The 20,731-nt window shown below is 32.3% G+C and carries 20 protein-coding genes and 1 tRNA gene; 11 read left to right on the top strand and 10 right to left on the bottom strand.

What is annotated here, in order from left to right:
• Positions 1-37 precede the first annotated feature (37 nt).
• A complete protein-coding gene (locus CGEO_RS00225) occupies positions 38-685 on the bottom strand; it encodes a Fic family protein (protein WP_075539961.1) in 648 nt (215 codons plus the stop codon).
• 181 nt (positions 686-866) lie between these two features.
• Here CGEO_RS00225 and olsF point away from each other — a divergent pair, with 181 nt between their 5' ends.
• The 3 genes from olsF (at position 867) to CGEO_RS00210 (ending at position 3,917) form a co-directional block, all read left to right on the top strand.
• A complete protein-coding gene (olsF, locus tag CGEO_RS00220; protein ID WP_075539962.1) occupies positions 867-2,591 on the top strand; it encodes a bifunctional ornithine lipid synthase OlsF in 1,725 nt (574 codons plus the stop codon).
• Positions 2,592-2,777: 186 nt separating this feature from the next.
• Entirely contained in the window at positions 2,778-3,329 is a 552-nt protein-coding gene (locus tag CGEO_RS00215) for a PAS domain-containing protein (protein ID WP_075494313.1), read from the top strand.
• Positions 3,330-3,338: 9 nt separating this feature from the next.
• Complete coding sequence (locus tag CGEO_RS00210; protein WP_075494314.1) at positions 3,339-3,917, top strand: PAS domain-containing protein; 579 nt, start codon at positions 3,339-3,341, stop codon at positions 3,915-3,917.
• 806 nt (positions 3,918-4,723) lie between these two features.
• Here CGEO_RS00210 and CGEO_RS00205 read toward each other — a convergent pair.
• Positions 4,724-5,413 (bottom strand): response regulator transcription factor, encoded by a 690-nt coding sequence (locus tag CGEO_RS00205; protein WP_075494315.1) that lies wholly within the window; start codon positions 5,411-5,413, stop codon positions 4,724-4,726.
• A 1-nt stretch (position 5,414) separates the two neighbouring features.
• Entirely contained in the window at positions 5,415-7,079 is a 1,665-nt protein-coding gene (locus CGEO_RS00200; RefSeq protein WP_075539963.1) for a sensor histidine kinase, read from the bottom strand.
• 163 nt (positions 7,080-7,242) lie between these two features.
• On the opposite strand from CGEO_RS00200, the gene CGEO_RS00195 reads away from it, so the two are divergent.
• Both CGEO_RS00195 and CGEO_RS00190 read left to right on the top strand, forming a co-directional pair.
• Positions 7,243-7,692, top strand: a complete 450-nt coding sequence (locus CGEO_RS00195) for a DUF411 domain-containing protein (RefSeq protein WP_075494317.1) — start codon at positions 7,243-7,245, stop codon at positions 7,690-7,692.
• Between the two features lie 248 nt (positions 7,693-7,940).
• Positions 7,941-8,276 (top strand): YnfA family protein, encoded by a 336-nt coding sequence (locus tag CGEO_RS00190; protein ID WP_075494318.1) that lies wholly within the window; start codon positions 7,941-7,943, stop codon positions 8,274-8,276.
• Here the strand turns inward: CGEO_RS00190 and CGEO_RS00185 are convergent.
• Both CGEO_RS00185 and dnaG read right to left on the bottom strand, forming a co-directional pair.
• Complete coding sequence (locus CGEO_RS00185; RefSeq protein ID WP_075494319.1) at positions 8,268-9,260, bottom strand: argininosuccinate synthase domain-containing protein; 993 nt, start codon at positions 9,258-9,260, stop codon at positions 8,268-8,270. The two genes, CGEO_RS00190 and CGEO_RS00185, sit on opposite strands and share 9 nt — an antisense overlap.
• Positions 9,257-10,903 carry a DNA primase gene (dnaG, locus tag CGEO_RS00180; RefSeq protein ID WP_075539964.1) on the bottom strand — a complete coding sequence of 549 codons (1,647 nt, stop codon included), beginning with the start codon at positions 10,901-10,903 and terminating at the stop codon, positions 9,257-9,259. Before dnaG ends, CGEO_RS00185 begins: the two co-directional genes overlap by 4 nt.
• Positions 10,904-10,961: 58 nt before the next feature.
• Here dnaG and CGEO_RS00175 point away from each other — a divergent pair, with 58 nt between their 5' ends.
• The 5 genes from CGEO_RS00175 (at position 10,962) to CGEO_RS00155 (ending at position 15,017) form a co-directional block, all read left to right on the top strand.
• Positions 10,962-11,987, top strand: coding sequence for a tetratricopeptide repeat protein (locus tag CGEO_RS00175; RefSeq protein ID WP_075494362.1), 1,026 nt, complete (start codon positions 10,962-10,964; stop codon positions 11,985-11,987).
• Positions 11,965-12,405: a ribonuclease HI gene (gene rnhA, locus CGEO_RS00170; protein WP_075494321.1), complete on the top strand. Its 441-nt coding sequence runs from the start codon at positions 11,965-11,967 to the stop codon at positions 12,403-12,405. The genes CGEO_RS00175 and rnhA overlap by 23 nt, the downstream gene beginning before the upstream one ends.
• On the top strand, positions 12,393-13,073 hold the full coding sequence (gene rnc / locus CGEO_RS00165) for a ribonuclease III (protein ID WP_075494322.1): 681 nt from the start codon (positions 12,393-12,395) through the stop codon (positions 13,071-13,073). Before rnhA ends, rnc begins: the two co-directional genes overlap by 13 nt.
• Entirely contained in the window at positions 13,070-14,161 is a 1,092-nt protein-coding gene (gene aroC, locus CGEO_RS00160; RefSeq protein WP_075539965.1) for a chorismate synthase, read from the top strand. The genes rnc and aroC overlap by 4 nt, the downstream gene beginning before the upstream one ends.
• Before the next feature lie 79 nt (positions 14,162-14,240).
• Entirely contained in the window at positions 14,241-15,017 is a 777-nt protein-coding gene (locus CGEO_RS00155) for a nucleotidyltransferase domain-containing protein (RefSeq protein WP_075539966.1), read from the top strand.
• Between the two features lie 400 nt (positions 15,018-15,417).
• Here the strand turns inward: CGEO_RS00155 and CGEO_RS00150 are convergent, their stop codons facing one another.
• Positions 15,418-16,353, bottom strand: coding sequence for a helix-turn-helix transcriptional regulator (locus CGEO_RS00150; protein WP_075539967.1), 936 nt, complete (start codon positions 16,351-16,353; stop codon positions 15,418-15,420).
• Positions 16,354-16,484: 131 nt separating this feature from the next.
• Between CGEO_RS00150 and CGEO_RS00145 the strand changes: the two genes are divergently transcribed.
• Positions 16,485-16,559: transfer RNA gene (locus CGEO_RS00145), tRNA-Phe, on the top strand.
• A gap of 400 nt (positions 16,560-16,959) precedes the next feature.
• On the opposite strand, the gene sodB is transcribed toward CGEO_RS00145, so the two are convergent.
• The 4 genes from sodB to CGEO_RS00125 all read right to left on the bottom strand — a co-directional run bounded on the left by sodB (position 16,960) and on the right by CGEO_RS00125 (position 20,603).
• Positions 16,960-17,613, bottom strand: coding sequence for a superoxide dismutase [Fe] (gene sodB, locus CGEO_RS00140; protein WP_075494328.1), 654 nt, complete (start codon positions 17,611-17,613; stop codon positions 16,960-16,962).
• Between the two features lie 96 nt (positions 17,614-17,709).
• Positions 17,710-17,856, bottom strand: coding sequence for a hypothetical protein (locus tag CGEO_RS00135; protein WP_165589830.1), 147 nt, complete (start codon positions 17,854-17,856; stop codon positions 17,710-17,712).
• A complete protein-coding gene (locus CGEO_RS00130; protein WP_075531240.1) occupies positions 17,849-19,972 on the bottom strand; it encodes a mechanosensitive ion channel family protein in 2,124 nt (707 codons plus the stop codon). The genes CGEO_RS00135 and CGEO_RS00130 overlap by 8 nt, the downstream gene beginning before the upstream one ends.
• Positions 19,935-20,603, bottom strand: a complete 669-nt coding sequence (locus tag CGEO_RS00125) for a carbonic anhydrase (RefSeq protein ID WP_075494330.1) — start codon at positions 20,601-20,603, stop codon at positions 19,935-19,937. Before CGEO_RS00125 ends, CGEO_RS00130 begins: the two co-directional genes overlap by 38 nt.
• Positions 20,604-20,731: the final 128 nt, after the last annotated feature.

The raw sequence follows: 20,731 nt of genomic DNA, 5'->3' as shown, positions 1-20,731 counted from the left end.
TAAATTTTTTAACTTAAATCATTTTATATTAACAAATTTAACTTTGAAATTTTTCAGCTACTTTAGCAAATTCTTCTTGCAAAATCATACAAGTATCGATAAGCTCGAACTTTTTGCACTCAAAATCTGCCAAAGCTTGTAAATAAGTTGTCATATTTTCTTCATCTATAATAAATGGCGTAATGCCCGCTCTTAAGCACTCTTTAAACATCAAAAGTCGCCCAAGTCTGCCACTATCTTTAAAATATGGTTTAATGCACTGAAATTTATAATAAAACTCTATAATATCATTTAAATTTATATTTTTCTTCGCGTTATATTCAAAAACAAGCTCGTTAAGCAAATCTTTTGTGCTTTCTTGACAAGAGCAAATTTCATCATCAAAATACCTTAGCTTTTTATAAACTTCTTTTATAAATTTAGTATCTAAAATATCAACATTATCTAAGATAAAATCAAAGGCAAGAAAGTGACTTTTGATATCTAAGATATCATTAACTTTGATAATTTGGGCAGAATTTATACCAAAAGAGTTGTTTTCATAAATTTGAGAAGTTTGGACTTGAGATAGTTTGTTGCCGTTTATTTTATTAGAATTATAACTAAAAATTATTTGTATGTAGTGATAAAGTCCGTTTTGGACGCCGTTTTTTCTTTCGTTTAGTAAATTTTCATAGATACTCATAAATTCTCCTATTACCGAAGTTTTTAGTATATAACCTTTGTGTAAATCCTAAACAAACTTAACTTAAATTTTGGTGCGATTTGGCTAAAAATAGAAATCAGCGTTATTTTAAGCTAGCCTCTTGGTTTCTCATTTGTAGTAAATATATGATAAAATGGCTCAGTCAAATTTGGAGTGAGAGATGATAGATTTTGAGCTGATTTTAAGGGAAAAAATCCCAACTTTTTTTGAAAAATATCCTAAATTTATATCAAATTTAGTAGTCAAAATAGTCAAAAAACTGTTTTATCAAGATGAGATTAACGATTTTTTACAAAATCATTCAGCCCTTAAAAATGTCGAATTTATCGATGCTACATTGAAATATTTTAAATTTACTTATAAAATCGACAATGCTAGTTTAGAAAACATTCCACAAAGCGGTCGTGTTATTTTTATCGCTAACCACCCACTTGGCGCACTTGACGCGCTTTCGTTACTAAATTTAATAGGCAAAATCAGAAGCGATGTAAAAATCATCGCAAATGAGTTTTTAATGGAAATAAAGCCGTTAAATCAGATGTTTATACCAGTTGATAACATTTCAAATCACAGCTCAAAAAGCACCTTAAGCGCCATAGATGCTCATCTGAAAAACGAAGGCGCGATTATCATTTTCCCTGCTGGAGAGGTTTCTCGCGCAAGAGGGTTAGCCATAAAAGATGTAAAGTGGAAAAGCGGGTTTTTAAGATTTGCTAAAAAATCTCAAGCGCCGATTGTTCCTATTTTTATTCGTGGTAGAAACTCGCCACTTTTTTACGCCGTTTCTATGATATATAAACCTTTAGCTGGGCTTTTACTAGGGCATGAGTTGTTTAATAAACAAAACAGAAGCATAAGTATAAAAATCGGCGAAATGATACCATACCAAAATCTCATCATGCCAGAAATCACATCTGAAAATAACACTTTAAAACTTATTCAAAAGCACCTTTATAACATAGGAAAAGGCAAAAAAGCCATCTTTAAAACACAACAATGCCTAATCAAAAAAATCAATCCAAACGATGTAAATGATGAAGTTTTAACCGGTCTAAAACTAGGCAAAACAAGAGATAATAAAGCGATTTTTCTATGCCAAACTAAGCCAAATTCACCACTTCTTTTAGAAATTGGAAGGCTTAGAGAGCTTACATTTAGGCGAGTTGGCGAGGGAACTGGCAAGAGTTGCGATATAGATGAGTTTGATTTATACTACAAACATCTTGTACTGTTTGATGAAGTGGAAAAAGAGATAGTTGGAGCTTACAGACTTGGAGAAAGTAGCGCTATAAAGCCGACTTACGATACGCAAAAGCTTTACACTCAAACACTTTTTGAATTTGATAAAAATGCAAAACCACTTTTTGAAAACTCAATCGAACTTGGCAGAAGCTTCGTCCAACCTAAATTCTGGGGAACGCGCGCACTTGATTACTTGTGGTATGGCATAGGCGCGTATGTTAGAAAATTCCCACAAACTAGATATCTTTTTGGTCCAGTTAGCATAAGCGGCGCTTATCCAAAAACGGCGCACGATATGATGGTATTTTTTTATAAAAAATACTTCAGCGCTCCTCAAATAATGGTAACTTCAAAACATCGATACTTCATAGGTCATAATGAATTTAAAGAGTTAAATGAGCTTTTTGTCGGACAAAATTATGAAGAAGATTTTAAAATTTTAAAAGAGAGTTTAGGGCATTATAATCTTTCTGTCCCAACACTTTATAAGCAATACAGCGAGCTTTGCGACGATAATGGGGTTTTGTTTTTAGACTTTGGCACTGACGTGGACTTTGAAAACTGCACCGATGGTTTTATCCTCGTTGATATCACCAAAATCAAAGAGGTAAAAAGAAAAAGATATATCCAAAGCGAGGATTAAATTTGCATTTTTATGGTAGTTATAAATTATAAGTAAAAATGTAATTTAATTATGACAATATTTATTGATTAGTATAATTTATTATACGATATTAAGTTATTTTATTATATTATTACAAGATATTTAACTAAATTTTTATAAATTTAACTTTTAAATAAAGATAAATTTCGTCAAAAAGGAGCTAAAATGGACAAAATATCATCTAATCGTCCCATGCCAAAAGATGTAGAAATACAGATAAATCCAAATAGATACATAGTCTCTAAAACAGATCCAAAAGGCGTTATAACCTACGCAAATGCATATTTTGCTAGCATTTGCGGATATACTCCAGATGAGCTAGTTGGTAAATGCCATAACATCATCAGACATCCAGATATGCCACGACTTGTGTTTAAAATGCTTTGGGATAGAATCGCACAAGATAAAGACATCACGCTTGTTATAAAAAATTTAGCAAAAGATGGCAGCTACTACTGGGTGAGTACTAAATTTGAGTCTGTAAAAGACCCTATAACAAACAAAGTTCTATCATTCACAGCTTACAGACAAGCCGTTCCAAACGAAGTTAAAAAAATTATGAGTGGCATTTATCAAGAGCTTTCTTACGCAGAACAACTTGGCGGAATGGAGTTAAGTAACGAAATATTTGATAAAATTTTAGCTAGATACAAAAAAAGTGACTATGATGAGCTGATAAATGCTATACTAATAAATAGTAAAAATTTTAAAAGATAAGGTATCAACATGGCTGTAAGCTTTAACAAACCAAAACCTCTAAATTTAGAGATAGAACTTGATTCTAAAAGGTATATAGTTTCTAAAACCGACACAAAGGGAGTTATCACCTTTGCCAACCAATACTTTGTAAAAGTCTCAGGCTACGCAGAGTCCGAACTAGTGGGAAAACCTCACAACATCATCAGACATCCCGATATGCCAAAAATCATCTTTAAAATGATGTGGGATAGAATCCAAAACGGACAAAACATCATGGCTGTTGTAAAAAATTTAGCAAAAGATGGCAGATACTACTGGGTTATAACAAATTTCGAGATAGAAAGAGATGAAAAAACCAACGAAATAACAGGATATATAGCCTATAGAAGAGCTGCTTCAAAAACTACAATCGAAAGCCTTAAACCGATGTATAAAGAGCTAGTAGAAGCTGAGAAAACCGGCGGAATGGAAGCGAGCGAAGAGCTTTTGATGAAGATGTTAAAAGATAGAAAAATGAGCTACAACGACTTTGTTAATAACGAGATGGAAAAAAGCAACTTAAAAGGCGTTTTTGGCGGACTTTTAGGCAAGTTGTTTAACAAATAAATTTGTTTATTTAAGTGCAAATTTGGTTTAAGAAAGCGGCGGTGAAGCTTTTTGCTTAAATTTGTACTTGAATTTTAGCATTTTTAGTTTTGTAAATTTGCTTGTAAATTTAGCTTTTAGTCGCTTTGAAAAACTCATTTGACTATTTATAAGCTAATTTTGTCTAAGAATTTATAGTTGTCAGTTTGTAATATGATAATTTTTTTGCAATATTTTTTAGATTTTTATATAAAATCAGCTTTTTTAACTCTTTTTACATACAACCGCTGTCAAATATATGCATGCAAAAATTAAACCATAAAATTACCGTTAAATAAATTTTGTGCGTTTTTGCGCATGATTTTATTGTATCTTGTAATAAGCCATTTTGCTATAAAGATTATTGCGAAATTTGCTATTTTTAAATTTTATGCATATATTTTAGTTTATAATACTATAATTAACTGTTTTGAAAAATCCAATATAACGCTTACAAATCTCTTTTTAGATTTTATTTTTTAAGCGATTATTTTTACACTCTTTTAGCTTAAGAAATTTATACTTTTACCCGCATGGTTATAAAATAATAGCAAACAAAGCGTAGCAATAGTCAGTAAAATGGACAGATGAGTTTTTAAATTTGGTGTTAAAAAGAGATTTTATAAATTTGCTAAATTTGGCTTTTAGTTTTGAAAAATCGATAAAATTGTGGTTTTGAAAAATTTGTCACTATTTTAGATTATTTTTATAAAAATAACTATTTTAATTTATATATTTTATTTTACTTTTACTAACAAATTTAAGTCTTAAAGTAAATTTTTTCTTTTTTAAACACTCTTTTTTAGCACATATCCAGAGCTATAAATGTTTTCTATATCAAGATCGCCAAGCTGTTTTTTTATCCTAATAATCGCAGTTTGAACCGCTTTTTTACTAAATTCCTCATCATCAAAATAAACCCAGTCTTCTATCAAATCATAACTAACAAGTCGCCCTAAGTTATAACACAAAAGCCAGAAAATTTTGTGGTTTTTATAGCTTAAAAACACAGCTTCATCGCCTAAATATATAGTCTCGCTAGCAAAATCAACGCTAACTTCTTTACTTATCGCTACTTTTTGGCTACTTTTTTTAGCAAGTGCGACAACAAGAGCAGTTTTTATCTCCAAAATTTCAAGCGGTTTTCGCAAAAAATTTAGCGCTCCATGTTCCACGCTACTTAGCAAATTTTCATCGCTATCATATGAAGTCATAGCGATAAAATCTTGCTTTGGCTTGATTTGCTGAATCTGTTTTATCATCTCAAAACCATTTAAATTTGGCATATGGAGATCAGATAAAATGATATCAACTCTATGTTTTTTAAAAATTTCAAGCCCCTCAAGCCCATCTTTTGCTTCAAAAAATGCGCTAAAATGCCCTTTTAGCTCCTGTTTTATCACACTTCTTGCCACATCATCATCTTCAACTACAAGAATGGTGAAATTTTTTAACATCTCAAGGGTGGATTTTTTCATGCTAAGCCTTTAAATTTTTTTGTATATTTAAGCTAAATTTAGTCGGATTTTTTAAACTCACTAGTCTTAAATCCCCATTTAAGCGCCTTGAACTCAACATCTTCGCAAAACACAGCCCAAGCCCAAAACCATGCTTTTTGCTACTTTGTTTTGGCTCAAAAATCAGCTCTTTTTTACTCTTTTCAACTCCACTTCCAAAGTCCAAAACACAAATTTCAACCTCATTATCTTTTTGGCTTACTTCGATTAAAATTTCTCTTTTTTTACTATTTTTTTGGCTTAAAATCGCATCTTTTGAGTTTAAAATCAAAACCAAAAGAATTTGATATATAAAATTTTCTATACTTTTTACAGCAATACTTTCATAACTTTTATCAAATTTAAGCGTGATGTTGTGGTGGTTTAGCTCTGTTTTAGTCACTAAAATCACATCTTTTATACACTTGATTATATCAAATTCGCTTATCGCATCATCAAATTTATAAAAATTTCTATATATGTTTATCGTGTTGTTCATCGCCCAAATTTGGCTCTTACAAAGCGCTAAGTTGCTTTGAAAAAGCTCTTTATCTAGCTCATCTTTTTTAAGCGTTTCGCTCATGCTTGAGATGATTAAACTTAGCGAATTTATGGGTTGTTTTAACTGATGATTTATGCCAGAAACTAGCCCGCCGATTTCGTTTAACCTTGATTGGTGTAAAAGTAGCTGCTCGTATTGCTCTTTTTTCGCACTTAGTTTTTTTATAATAAATTCATATATTAAATTTATAAAATACAGCATTATTAAAAAAGACAAAAACGACACAATCGCGTAAATAATAGTCTTTTTCATATTACTTAAAAGAAACTTATGCGTATCAACTCCCACACCCAAATACCACTCAAACCCGTGCAGTTTGGTTAAACTAACCGCGTCATCTCCTACTTGGAGCGAGATATTTTCTTTACGATTTTTCTCTATACAAGTTTGCTCAATGCTGACTAAAAGCTCTTTGTTTTTAAGCTCAGTTAGGGCATTTCCAAAGTTATCAACGATAAAGTAGTAAAAATTTTGCGGAATTTTTATCTCTTTAATCTTATCAAAAAGTGAATCAGTCTTTAAAATACCACAAAAAACGCCAACAAATTTAGCTCCATCTTTTATAGGAGTACAGATATTTATCGTCTGTTCGTGTAAATAATGGTGCTTTTTCATCTCATTTATCGTTGTTTTCTCGCTCTCTTTGGTCTTTATAAACCACGGCTGACTTATCGCTCTGGTGATATTTTTATCCTCATTATATGCGATATTTTTTTCATAATCAATTATCTTTTTTCCATCCATATAAAAGTATTTTTGCGGTATCAACATCTGAACCGCGTTAAAAAATGGGTTTGAGTTTATGAAATTTTGGTTGAATTTAACGATTTTTTCCTCATCATTATAAATTCCATTATTTCCAGCGTAAATCACCGCGCTTTCTAAGCTTTTAACTCTTTGTTCTAGCCATAAAAGCATAGTAAATTCCAAGCTTTTTATCGTTAGCTCTCTGTTTTGCTCGACTTTTTCTTTCATCTCTTTTGTCATTCCGATGAAAATTCCACCTATGATAAATATAAAAATTAGTATTAAAAAAAGGATAGTTTTATAAATTTTATTATTAGCAACACTGTTTATAAGGCTCATTTTAGCTCCTTGCAACCATTTTATATATTTTATCACATTATTAAAAAATATAAATTGATAAATTTAAACTACTCTTTGGCATATTTAAATTTTAAGCTACTATTTAAATAACGTTTAGATTTTAACTATAAATTTGCAGTTATTTTTTAAATAAGGAAAACAAATGAAAAAACTTCTTCTACTCTCAACCTTTCTAGCCACGCAAATTTTTGCAGCAAGTTCAGTCGTGATGTACAAAAGCCCAAGTTGTGGGTGTTGCGATAGTTGGGCACAGCACTTAAAAGACAACGGTTTTAGCGATATAAAGACAGTTAAAACAAACGAAATGCTTGAGGTAAAAAACAAATTCAAAGTTCCATTAGAGCTATCTAGTTGCCATACTGCCGTTATTGATGATTATATTTTTGAAGGGCATGTTCCAGCTGTTGATGTGAAAGAATTTCTTGAGCTAAAACCAACAAACGCTATCGGTCTTACAGTCGCTGGTATGCCTCTTGGAAGTCCAGGAATGGAGCAAGGTGGCATAGTTGAAGACTACGATGTTTTAATGCTTAAAAAAGATGGAACAAGCGAAATCTTTTCAAGCTATATGGATGGAAAACGCTTCAAATAGTTTTAGATAACCTTCTTAAAGCTTTCGTAAAATCCTAGAATGCAATTATAAATCTAGGATTTTTATTATATTTGATTAATTATAACTACATAATAATTTAAATTTATTATAAAATATTTCAAGCTCTAAACCAGAATCAACTAAAAAGTTGATAGTCTAAAATTTAAGCCAAATTTCTACTTTATCTTGCTTTTTATTATATTTTTTGCTTGTTTTGTTATAATAATGATTATTAAAAAGGATTCAATTTGGTAAAAGAGATTTTATACTACCTCGTGGCGGCATTTTTTGAAATTTTGGGTTGTTTTTCTTTTTGGATAGTTATAAAAAATGCTAAAAACCCGCTCTGGCTAGGAGTTGGCGTTATCTCTTTAGTCATTTTTGCCTATATTTTGACAAAAGTTGAGAGCGAATTTGCCAGTAGGGCTTACGCGGCGTATGGTGGAATTTATATCATCTCATCGCTTCTTTGGCTCGTTTTTATAGAAAAACAAGCCATTACAAAATACGACTTTTTAGGAGCTTTTTTATCTATTTTAGGAGCTTCTATCATCATATTTTCAGCGATTAAAAAACTATCCTAAGCCGACAAGATATTTTTGAGCTTGGCTTTTGCTTTCAAAAGGCGAAGCGATAAATTTTTCACCATCAATAGCTACTTCATACTCTAAATTTGGGCTAGTTTTTGCATAAGTTAGAGCAAATTTACACGCTTTTAACTTATCGTTTTTACTTGCATTTTTGCTTATCAATGAATAAGCCCCAACCATATCATCAGGTAGCGCTATATGGCTAAATTTAGGGTTTTGAACGCGTTCTAGCCCCTCGTTGTCTTTCTCATCTCGACCTATTATCACTTTTGCGCCATCATCAAGCCTTAAATGGCGACCAAATTTAAGGATTTGCGTATCTAAGTAGGTATCAAGTCCTTCAAATTTTAAAGCATCTTTCATTTTGCTTGCGAAATTTTGCATCGTTAGCAAACACCCGCCACCTGGACTTTCAAACTCATCAAAGCCAAATTCTTTTGCCATCGCAAGCTGTCTTGTTCGCCCACGTCCGCTGATATCAAGCAGTTTTTCTCGCTCAACCCAGCCCTTAAGTTCAGGCGTTGTAGGCTCTAAATGTTTAGCGCAAAGTGGGCGTAAAATCAGCCCATTTTCATCGCCAGATAGGCTACTTACGTTAAAAAGCGCCTCTTTTCTTTGGCTCATTGGGCGTTGCCCTAAAACCTCGCCAGTTACGATAAAGCTCGCTCCTTCATCTTCAAGCATTAAAAGCGCAGTCTTAAACATAAAACCATGGCAATCCACACACGGGTTAAAGTTCTTTCCATAGCCGTATTTTGGGTGCAAAAGCACATCTTGGAGGTATTTGTTTTTAATATCAATTATCTTAAATTTAGCCCCAGCCAACTCCGCTCTTTTTCTTAAAAGTTCGCTTTTATCGCCTCTTGAGCCAAATCCTATATCCATATGAAGTGCTGTAACTTCGATACCTTGCATCGCCATTAGCCTAATCGCAAGCATGCTATCAAGCCCACCACTAAAAAGCGATAATGCTTTCATTTTGCCCCCTTTAAACGCCTTAAAATCTTCTGAATTTTAACAATTTTATCAATTTTATCTGCGTCACTACTTTTTGCTAACTCTTTTAACAAAGATTGATAATATTTCTCTTTCAACATTTTTATCCCATCATAAAGTTTTTTTTCATTATTTAAAGTATTCACACTATCATCAATCGCTAACTCTCTTAACAAATCAACCTGCTTTTGGCTTTTTTGCGAAGAAAAAACCGCCTCATAAATATCAAAATGCGTAGCGAAAATCTCTTTTTCACACAAATCAAGCCCAGTTTTAAAAGAGTCTTTATCCATAAAACAAGTTTTTAAAATTTCAAGTTCAAGATAGTCTCTTTTTCTAGCCAAATTTGGTGCTTGCGTTTTTTTAACCTCATTTTGAACTCGTTTAAATTTAGATAGAAAAAAGCTGTTTATATCGATATTTAGCGCTCTTGAAACAACTCCTTTATACGCATCAGCGACAACTGGTTTTAGCTCAAAAGTATACTTTTGCACCTCTTCAAGTGCTTTTTGCTTTTGCTGTGGACGAGAAATTTCGTAGTTTGATATAATGCTTTTTATTAGAAATTCTCCAGCCTCAACTCTATTTTCAAGTGCTTTTTCAAGCCCTCTTAAATCCCCTTTTTGAACCAAATCCGCAGGATCAAGCCCATTTGGCAGTATAACAACGCTTGTATCAAGCTCATTTATCGTTAAAAGTCTTGAACTTTTAATCGCCGCATTTATACCAGCCTCATCGCCATCAAAACACAAAACTATCCTTGTATCGCCACGGCGCAAAAGCGGCAAATGCTTATCAGTCAAAGCCGTTCCAAGTACTGCTATAGCGTTAGTAAATCCAGCTTTATGAAGCATTATCGTATCCATATAACCCTCAGTTATAATCAACTCTTTTTTATCATAAGCCGATTTTTTCGCCACGTCATATGCGTAAAGAATCTGCGATTTGTCAAAAACTCGAGATTGTGGGCTGTTAACATACTTTGCTATGTGATTTGTGATGGTTCGACCGCCAAAACCGACGATTTTTCCTGTGTGATTTTTAATCGGAAATGTAATCCGTTCAACAAAACTAGCGTAAAATCCCCTATCATTTTGCTTTACTATGCCAACATCTAATGCCTCATTTGGCTCGATTTTTTCGTTTTCTAAAAGGTGGATTGTGTTTTGCGAAGTTGGAGCATAACCAAGCTCAAATTTAGCTATCAAAGCATCATCAAAACCCCTGCTATAAAGGTATTCTATCGCAGCTGGAGTCTTATAAAGCAAGCTTTGATAATACGCTCCAACCTTCGCTAAGATATGTTTTTCTTCTTTGACTGGCGCACCTTTGGCGCTGTATTCAAGTGTAAAATTTGAAAGAGCTGCTAACTTTTCAATCGCTTCTGGATAGCTTAACTTCTCATAATCCATGATAAATTTTATCGCATTTCCACCAGCTTTACACGAAAAACAGTGAAAAATTCCCAAATTTGAACTAACACTCATGCTCGGATTTTTATCATCATGAAACGGACAAATTCCTACAAAGTTTACGCCTGAGCGCCTAAGTGGAATGTAGTGGCTTACAACATCGACGATATCGACTTGATCTAGTAGTTTTTGGATGCTTTCTTCTTTTATCATAAGCGAGATTATACAAAAAGTTTGTTATAATCAGCCTAAATTTACGCAAAGAGGAAATTTGGAAAACTTTTTTATAGATTATAGAGATCCGATTTTTGGGCTGATTATCCTTATAAGTGCAGCTTTGATTGTAGCGACTGCTAGCTATGTTTGGGGCGTCTTTAGCAAAAGAGATGAAAAAGATAGAATAGAAAGATTTATCCGCAAATTTGACTCATCAAATGGACTTAGCACAAAACACAAAGAACTTTTACGCTCCATCGACATCGGAAGCGAATCTTTAGGGCTTTTAGCAACTGTTTTTAGTAAAAGCGGGGATTTTGAAAAGGCGATAAATGTCTATTTAATCGCGCTTGAAAACGTAAAAGATAAAAAAGATAAAGAATTTATCCTAACAAATTTAGGAAAAGTATACTTTCAAGCTGGATTTTTAAAAAAATCAGAAGAAATTTTTCTTGAAAGCCTAAAACTAGGGCCACGAAATGAGACTTCGCTAAAATATCTAAGCGTGATTTATGAGCGCCTTAAACTTTATCAAAACGAACTTGAAGTCTTAGATGCACTAAAAGAGCAGGGCGTAAGCACTGATGAAAGCTTGGCTTTTGTAAAAAGTCAAATTATCGCAAATGATGCAAATTTAAGCTTTGATAAAAAAATCAAAGAGATTATGACCTTTTCAAAGGATTTTGACTTTGTTTTAAGACTAGTTTTAGAGCTTCATCTAAAACATCAAGAGCCACTCTCAAAGATAAGAAAATTCCCAAATTTAGCAAGTTGTATCGATATAATCTGGCATTTAAAAGAGCCGGTGAATCTGCGAGATAGAGAATTTAAAGCGCTTTTTTATGCAAAGAATTTAAACAACGAGTTTGAAACTAGCAGTTTTTTTGAGATAAATGCGATTTCAGCGATGAGAAAAAGTGGATTTTTTGAGGCGGATTTGAACTTTAAATATGTCTGCAAAGAGTGTAAAAATACCTTGCCAACGCACTTTTATCGCTGTCCGATTTGCTACTCGCTTCAAAGCGTTGAAATACTTCCAAAAATAGTTAGGAAAGATGATGAAATCAATATGCCTTTTTAGCGACGGCTCATGTCTTAAAAACCCCGGAGCTGGTGGCTGGGCGTATATTTTAAAATACAAAGATTTTGTTAAAAAACAAAGTGGAGCTAAAGAACACACAACAAACAACCAAATGGAGCTAAGAGCCGTAATTGAGGGCTTAAAAGCGTTAAAAGAACCGTGTGAAGTGCTACTTTACACAGATAGTAGTTATGTGGCGAATTCGATAAATTCATGGCTTTTTGGCTGGGTTAAAAAAAACTTTAAAAATGTGAAAAATGTAGAGTTGTGGCAAGAATATTTAGAAATTTCAAAACCGCATAAAGTAAAGGCTTCATGGATAAAAGCTCACGCTGGACACCCTGAAAATGAAGAGTGTGATACGATGGCAAGAGATGAAGCTACAAAAATGGAAGAGAGTTTAAAATGCAAAATTTAGCTAATTTAGAAAAAAATTTAGGTTATAAATTTAAAGATGAGCAACTTTTAATCAAAGCACTAACTCATAAAAGCTGTAAAAAGCCTTATAACAACGAAAGGCTCGAGTTTTTAGGCGATGCAGTTATGGACTTGATAGTTGCTGAGTATCTGTGCAAAAAATTTAGAAAAACCGACGAGGGCGATCTTTCAAAACTTAGAGCTGCTTTGGTAAATGAAAAAAGCTTTTCAAATTTGGCAAAGAGTGTAAATTTGGGCGATTTTTTGTTTATTTCAGCTGCTGAGGAGCATAACAAAGGGCGTTTTAAAGCCTCTTTGCTTTCTGATGCTTTTGAGGCGGTTATGGGAGCGATTTATCTTGAAAGCGGGCTTGAGTCTTGCACGAAAATAGCGCTAAATTTGCTTGAAAATGAGTATAAATCCATAAGCTTAGATGCATTAGCAAAAGACTATAAAACCATGCTTCAGGAGATAACTCAAGCTAAATTTGGACTCACTCCAGAGTATAAACTCATCTCAACAAGCGGTCCAGATCACCAAAAAGAGTTTAAAATGGCGGTTTTTTTAGATGAGAAAAAATACGGTGAGGCAGTTGGTAAGAGTAAAAAAGATGCCGAGCAACAAGCCGCTAAGATAACTATCGATGAGATTAAAAAGGTAAAACCATGAATACATTTGGCACAAAACTTCGGCTTACTACCTTTGGCGAGACGCATGGAGTCGCGATTGGTGGGATTCTTGATGGACTTCCGGCTGGAGTTAAAATCAACTTGGAGTTTTTACAAAACGAGCTTGATAAGAGAAAACCGGGAGGTAAATTTGCCACCGCTAGAAAAGAAAGCGATAAAATCGAGCTTTTAAGTGGAGTGTTTGAGGGCATTAGCACGGGAACGCCGATTGGTTTTATAATTTATAACGAAAATCAAAAATCAAAAGATTACGAAAGCGTTAAAAACCTCTTTCGCCCAGGACATGCTGATTTTACCTACTTTTATAAATTTGGGGTGCGAGATTATCGAGGTGGTGGGCGAAGTAGCGCTAGAGAAAGTGCAGTTAGAGTCGCTGGTGGCGCGCTTACTCAGATGTTTTTAGATGAGTTTGGCATTAGTGTTGAGAGTGGAATTTATAGTGTTGGCAAGATAAATCATAGTGCAAATTTAGATGATGAAGTGCTAAATTTAGACTTTGAATTTGCTAAAAACTCTGAAATTTTCTCTTTATACCCCGCTTTAGAAGAGGCATTTAAAGAAGAAATTTTAAAAGCGAAAAACGCCCATGATAGCGTTGGCGCAAGCGTTGTAACACTTATAAAAAATGCTCCGGTTGGACTTGGCGAAGTGCTTTATGATAAATTTGATGCAAGAATCGCTGCTGCTATGATGGGGATAAATGCGGTCAAAGCCGTAGAAATCGGAAGTGGCACAAACTCAAGTGCAAGTTTTGGAAGTCAAAACAACGACTTTATAAACAAATCAGGCTTTTTATCAAACCACGCTGGTGGAATTTTAGGCGGGATTACAAGCGCTCAAGATGTCGTTATAAAGTGCCATTTTAAGCCTACTCCATCGATTTTTTTAAAAGAGCCGACTATCGATATAAGCGGCGATGAAACCATATGCGAACTTCGCGGCAGACACGATCCTTGCGTTGGAGTTAGAGGAAGCGTTGTAACAACTGCGATGGCACGCCTTGTTGTGGCTGATATGATGCTTTTAAATGCAAGTTCAAATTTGGCAAATTTAAAAAGAGTTTATTAGTTTTAAAAAATACAATTTTCTTATCGGACAAAATACGTCTGAGTTTCATCCTATAATGTCATAACAAAAAGGATGAAACATGAAAAATATTATAAAACAAAAGCTTTTAGATATTCAAACCTCTTACAATATCAAAATTTTATATGCTTGCGAAAGTGGTTCTAGGGCGTGGGGTTTTGCTAGTAAAGATAGCGATTATGACGTAAGATTTATCTATGTTAAACCACTAGAGTATTATCTTAGTTTGGGGAAAAAATGCGATGTGCTAGAATGCGAACTAAATGACACATTTGATATTAATGGTTGGGATTTATCTAAATTTTTATATCTTTTGGCACATTCTAATATGAGTGCGTATGAATGGTTGCAAAGCGATATTATCTATCAAAAAACTCAAATTTGGGAAGAAATTCAAGATGAATTCTTACAATTTTTTAATGTAAGTACCGCTATTTATAGCTATCTTGGAATTGCTAAAACTCAAATGAGCAGGCATATACAAAATAAAGAATTAATAAAATATAAAAAATATTTATATGTAATTCGTCCATTGATAGCATGTGAGTATATTTTAAAATACCAAAAACCAGCTTTAATGAATTTTAACAACTTACTTGAAAGCGTTGAGATTAGTAGCGAAGTTGGACGTGAAATTAAAAATTTACTTAAATTTAAACTAGAATCTAGCGAAAAGGACTTTAAGCAAAAATCAGATGTTTTGAATACATTTTGTATTGAAAAGATTGATAAATTTAATAATTTTTTAGCAAGAAAAAAAATACAAAAGCAACCATATATCGCAAAAATAGATGATTTATTTTTGCGAGTATTAAAGGATGAAAGATTATTGGTTTAAATTTAGCAGAAAAAGAGGCGAGATAAATTTGCTGTAAAATCGTAGCGATATGGACTAACTTACGTGTAAAAACTAACAAATTTAGGCTAGTTTTTTGGGCTTGCTAGATAATTTTAAATTTTATAAAACTGTTGCCAGATGTATTTTTCTACACAATAACACATCTAATTATGGTATATAAAAGTATTATTTTATCTATTTGCACTCTTTAATTGTAAAATTTATACACCATTGCTTATGTTATATATTTTTTACATTATAAATTTGTTGTGTAATTTTGTTGATTAAAATTTAAATAACTTCTTTATTTTCAAGGCAAATTTTAAGTAATAAAATTTTACGAAATTTAGAAATCTCATTTCACTATATTTAAAAGTATATTATATAAGTTTAAGTTATATTATTTTGATTTAACTTTATCTGGTTCTCTCAATTTTTTCATAAAATATATAAAACTTCTAGGTTTTAAAACTTCAATATCAAAAAGCCATTGTTTAAACAACCCAAACATCTCAAGTTCGTTTGTAACTTTATATGAAATATAGATATTTCCATCATCATCTGAATTTAAAATTTCCTGAGATGGCATAAATTTTTTAAGCAAAAAATACTTAGCATTTTTCTTTGAAACTTTTATTATACACTCTTTTAGTTTTGATTTATAACCTACAGAATATTTTGCCCAAGTAGTTTGCATATCACTTATAAAATCCAAAATTTCATAGTTTTTAGTAAACGTTTTTGCAGTAACATTCAAATCTTTTATCATGGCAATTCTGCTAATTAGAACATCATTTTTGTTTTGGCTTGCAAGATAGAAATTCTCATGCATAAATACAATCTTATATGGTTTAACTTTAAATTTAGTAATTTTTCCATAATTATCATATATAAAATTTACCTCTTTTTGAAAAATTATAGCATTTTCAAGCGATTTAAATGTATCTTTGTAGGCGTAAATTTCCTCATAAGGTTTTATCTTGAAAAGATATGGGTTATATTCATCATCTTTAATAAGAGTATTGATAAAAGAGTTTTGCATATCTTTAACTAGTTTTAAATTTGAACGTTTACTAAGTTTGATAATATTTTTTAATAAATAGTTTTCGCTTGAACTCAACGTATCTTGAAGTAAAAACTTACTAAAAGCGGTATAATTTTTACCATTTTTAGCCAAAATATCTCCAAAAAGCTCACGGATGAGTTCAAAATCGCGTCGTATACTTCTCTCACTTGTTTCAAACTCTAATGCTAGGTGCTCTGTATTTAGATATTTGCCTTCATTTAAACGCTTTAAAATCTCACATACTCTTTTTGTAGAGCTGTTTTTGCTCATCATCAGCCTTTTGAATTGTATTTAATTTATAAATTATAACATAATTTATAATCGGACAAAATACGACCAAGTTTTATTTTATAATATTTTATCGAAAGAGAATATCTTAAAATTAAAATAAATACACAGCAGGAAAGTTAGCTCAGTAGGTAGAGCATGGGATTGAAAATCCCAGAGCAGGCGTTCAATTCGCCTACTTTCCACCAAGTACAACTATTTTTTACAATCTAAATTTTGCCGTTTATTTAATCAAAAAAATATAAAATGATAAATAAACCTATGCAATTTTTTTGCTATCGGCAATAAAATGAGATAAATTTGATGTTTTAGAGCTTTTTTATTATTTTGTTCTAAATTTAGCTTATTTTAACCTTGTTTTCAAACGAGTTTTGGCTGTGCTGAAGTTTGGTATAATTTTATGATTTTTCCATTCTTTGATGTAAAATATAGCGAAGTTGTGCTAAATTTATATTAATAAATTATATTAAATTGATTTTTAAAGATTAAAAGTAAGAATCTAAAGCCCAAAATGAGCTTTAGATTCAAGTATTTTTTAGCCTAGCAAAAGTTTTAATAAATTCGCAAAGGCTAAATTTTTCTAGTTACTTAGCAGCAGCATCCACATTTGCTGGTTTTTTTAGCCTCTGGATGAACATCATCGATATAAAATTTAATAGATCCAGCTCCCTCTTTTAGCGCCCATTCATAAGCAGATGAAACAAATTCCCAGTTGATATTTTCATAGAATTTCTCTAAGTATGCAGCTCTTGCATTTTTAACATCGATATAGTAAGCATGCTCCCAAACATCAACAACTAAAAGTGGAATTTTTCCCTCAGTTACTGGAGTTGCAGCGTTGCTTGTTTGAACTATTTCAAGTTTTTTGCTATCTGTGTTATAAACCAACCAGCACCAGCCAGAGCCAAAAAGTGTAGTTGAAGCTTTGATAAATTCATCTTTAAAATCACTAAAATCTTTAGCCAAAGCAGCTTTTAACTCATCACTTGGCGCACTTTTTTTAGCGATACAATCCCAGTAAAAATCGTGGTTATAAACTTGAGCGGCATTGTTAAAAAGCCCACCTTTGCTTTTTTTGATGATTTCATAAAGTCCAGCGTCTTTAAAATCGCTATCTTTTACAAGATTATTTAAATTTGTAACATAAGTTGCATGGTGTTTTCCGTAGTGGAAATTACAGGTTTCTTGGCTAACAACAGCGTTTTTACTCGCATCAAATGGTAATTCTCTTAAATTAAACATATTCTATCCTTTTCAAAATATTTTATGAAATTATATAACTTCAAAGTAAGCAGATTGTAAATAAGATAATTTTTGTATTATTTACAACCAAACTTGCTAATTTTCGTAAAACTCCTCACCATCGTCATCATCAAAGTCATAGTCATCATCATCATAACTATACCTATACTCATCATCAAAGCCATCATCTTCAAGGTCTTTAAAGTCATCTATATCGAACTCATCATCAAATTCATCACTCATCTTTATCCTCCTGTTGAACAGTTTTTATAACGTTATCATATTCAATTTTTGGAAATTTTTCAATATATACACTTTGAGATGGGAAAGCAAACGAAGCGCCGTATTTATCGACAATTTCCATTATTTTTATCATCACATCTTCTCTTACTTCTAAGTATTGAGCATAAATTACTGTTTTTGTGTAGCACCTAACATAGATATTTATAGATGAATCGCCAAATTCTTTAAGCGCAACATAAAGAGCGTTTTTATAACCCGCCAAATCATCAACCGAAACCATACTTTGGCGATATTTTGTCATAAATCCACTACTAGAAAGTGCATTATCCTTTGGCTTAGCGATATCATTATGCTCCATTAACATCTGTTTTATCTCGCTTACGCACTCTTTTATCTGCGTTGGAGTCGCATCATAGCTTAACCCAACGTTCATCTCTATCATCCTGCCGATTTTACGGCGACTCCAGTTTTTAATGTTATTATCTATAATCTTTGAATTTGGCACAAAAACAAGAGCGTTATCTGCTGTTCTAATCGCCGTTTTTCTAAGCCCAGTTTCAACCACGGTTCCTTCTATATCGCCAACTACGATTAAATCTCCTTGAGAAAATGAGTTATCAAACAAAAGCATAATTGAAGCGAAGAAATTAGCTATTATATCTTTTGTCGCTAAAGCAACTGCTAAACCACCGATTCCAAGTGAAGCGATGATGGCTGAAACATTAACTCCAATCTTACTTAAAATTAGCAAAATAGCGATGATAACGACAATTATATAAGCGATTTTAACGATTAAATTTAGTATCTCTTTTCTGCCGCTTTTTCTAGCAAATTTACTAATTAACATAATGCCATAACCGTTGATTATCTCAACAAAAAGCCACGCATAAAGCACCACATAAACTATATCAAAAATCGTCGCATACATCAGCGGAACTGGCGATGGATAGTAAAAAATACTAAGACAAATATCAATCCCATAAGCCACCAAAAGCACGCCCATTGGCTTTTTTATCAGATCTACAACTTGAGATTTTATAGCCTCGCCACTCTCTTTGTCTTTGACAAAAAAAGTAAATATAAAAAATATAATACTTGCTAAAGATTTTCTTATAGAAAACAAAACAACAAGGATTAAAATAATAGGTATAATTTTGCCTAAATTTATAACCTCCTCGTTAAATGGCGATATATCGTTGATATAATCAATTATATCTTTTAAATTTAAGCTTGTAAACAAGACATTTCCGGCGAGTAAATTTGTATTTTTAAGCAGATAAGAAAGAATTTCCTCATAGCTTTTTCTGCTGTTTTCCAAATCATCATATTTAATTTTAAGCGAGTCTAAATCGCTTGAGTTGCCGCTAAATTCATCTATAGAGGTTTTTAGTTTTGAGTAATCTTTTATCTGCATATCAACTAGAGATTTTTGCAGAATTTCTTTTAGTTTTGACTCTTTTCCACCATCTATGAAAATCTGCTCAACTTTTAAAAGTGGAGTGTAAAAAAACTCGCCCATCTCCATATTTGCAAGGTCTAAACTCGCATCTAAATAGCGATAAGATGTTGGGTCTTTCTCATATCTTTTTACTATATCTTCTTTAATCTTTTTCTTTTTTAAATACTCTAGCAACGCGTTTTTATCGATAGTTTGGTTTGTTATAGCAGCTGGTATTTCTGAAAGGATTTTATCTTTGCTTCTTTCAATCGAAGCGATTTCTTGTCCGGTTTCGTTTTTATCAGCCGCAACCAAGAGCAAGGTTATCTTATTATTTATATTTTTAATCTCTTCAACTACATCAAAAAGTCTTTTGCTATCATGGCTGTTTTGGTTAGTTTCGTTTGATTCTACTACTTTTTGCGCTATGATATTTGCTAGTTCTTGGCTATCTTTACTCTGGTTTAAATCTGTTTGAGTAGATAGAATTTTAACTATTGCCTCTTTTTGAGCTGTTTTGTTTGCTTCATCTACAGATACATTATCTTTTTTTATAATTTTACTTAAATTTATATCTATAACAGATGAAACTTCGCCAGCTATGGTTTTGTTATCTCCTGCGTTTGCATATAAAAATATACTAATAATCAATAAAAATTTCGTTATAAATTCTCTCATAATCAATTCCCTTATCAAGTAACTTAAAATGGCCATCTTTCATATCATAGCTAAACAAAGAGCCCGTTTCTATGATATAGTGCCAACCATAAATTTTTATCTCACCACTTTTTACCGCATCTTCTACGCCTGGGTAAGTCATGAGATTTTTTATCGAATTTGCGATATTTAGTCTTTCTGTATACCACGCCTTTTTGCTAAAATCTTTTAAATTTAGCTTTTCAACCTCTTCTTTTATCGGTTTTAATAAATTTAGCCAATGCTTGACATTTGGCACTCGCTCAAGCTTGCTTTCATCATAGTAAAGTGCGGCACAACCCCCACAATTGCTATGTCCGCAGATGATGATGCTTTTGATATTTAGCACATAAAGTGCATATTCTATAGCAGAAGTTGTGGCAAAAACTTCATCGCCGATTCTGTATTTTGGGACGATATTTGCTATATTTCGCACGACAAAAAGCTCGCCTGGTTGGGTATTTGTTATCAAATTTGGCACAACCCTAGAATCAGAACAGCCGATAAAAAGCGAATGAGGCGTTTGCTTGTCAGCTAAATCTTGAAAAAGTTCCGCATTTTGCACGAAGTCCTCTTCCATAAATTTAATACCACCTTGAACAATCTTATCCAAAATTCATCTCCCTTATTATAAAAAGATGTGAATTTTATCAAATTTTAGAAAACAAAAAGGTAATCAGACAAAAGCACCAAATTTGTGATAAATTTAAATTTATATTTTATTAACTGATTTTTTGATAC

The sequence above is a fragment of the Campylobacter geochelonis genome (genome assembly GCF_013201685.1).
Lineage (GTDB): Bacteria > Campylobacterota > Campylobacteria > Campylobacterales > Campylobacteraceae > Campylobacter_B > Campylobacter_B geochelonis.
Note: the sequence above shows the minus strand (reverse complement) of the source record. Positions and strands in the feature narration are given on the sequence as shown.